The sequence below is a fragment of the Mycobacterium sp. genome (genome assembly GCF_008709575.1).
In the GTDB taxonomy this organism is placed as follows: domain Bacteria; phylum Actinomycetota; class Actinomycetes; order Mycobacteriales; family Mycobacteriaceae; genus Mycobacterium.
On the sequence record NZ_VYIK01000226.1, the window covers coordinates 1 to 870 of the forward strand.

1 protein-coding gene and 1 pseudogene are annotated in these 870 nt (G+C 70.3%); one reads left to right on the plus strand and one right to left on the minus strand.

Annotated elements, in window-relative coordinates; translation table 11 throughout:
- Positions 1-395 (plus strand): annotated as a pseudogene (locus F6Q13_RS18070) (hypothetical protein); the annotation flags it as partial.
- Here F6Q13_RS18070 and F6Q13_RS18075 read toward each other — a convergent pair.
- Entirely contained in the window at positions 392-733 is a 342-nt protein-coding gene (locus F6Q13_RS18075; protein WP_293059472.1) for a PH domain-containing protein, read from the minus strand. The pseudogene F6Q13_RS18070 and the gene F6Q13_RS18075 overlap by 4 nt on opposite strands.
- Positions 734-870 lie beyond the last annotated feature (137 nt).

Below are 870 nucleotides of genomic sequence, written 5' to 3' on the forward strand. Positions count from 1 at the left end.
GGCACCTCGGGCTCGGCCACCCCCGGGTGCTTGGAGGTGAGCCGTGTGGCCTGCAGCTCGTGCTCGCCGGGGTGCTGCTGGTGTTGGGGCTGTTCACCCCGTTGGCCGCCGCCGGGGCGCTGGCCTACCTGATCAACGGCCTGCTCGCCGCGATATCGGCCCACCCGCATCCACGATCTCTCCCGTTCTTCCTGCCGGGCGGCCATGAGTACGGGATCACCCTGATCGTCATGGCCGCCGCCGTGATCCTGATCGGGCCCGGCCGGTACGGCTTCGACGCCGGGCGCGGCTGGGCGCGACGGCCCTTTATCGGGTCGTTTGCCGCGCTGCTGGTGGGCATCGGCGCCGGCGTCGCCGTGTGGGTGCTGCTCAACGGCGCGAACCCGCTGGCTTAACCGGCATACGGGTTGGGCACCCGGCCGGCGCTGACCTCGGTCAGCACCGGCAGGGTCGCGAAGGTGACTGCCGGCAGCCGGAGTTCGGCCCCGTCGGCCAGTCGTGCGCGCGCCCACGACCCGCGGCTGAACCGCAGGCCCTCGATCTCGTCCCAGCGCACCCGGCGCTCGTCGAGCAGCCTCCGCACGGTCACCCCGTCGTGGTCGGCCACCGTGCGCAGCCGAATGATCAGGGCCGACAGCACGACGGGGATCACCAGCAGCGGTGCGGTCAGCGGCCAGGCCAGTACCGGCACCAGCAAACTCAGTGTCAAAAAGCCCACCGCGAAGTGCGCCATCGGAGACACCTTGATCACCACGGGATCCGCGGAACCGGTCGTCACCCTCCTATGATCTCAGGTCCGGACCGGACCGGCCGGATCGAGGTGCCTCAGCTAAAAGTGAGCGCGAAGCGGTGGTTGGTGCCTCACGCATG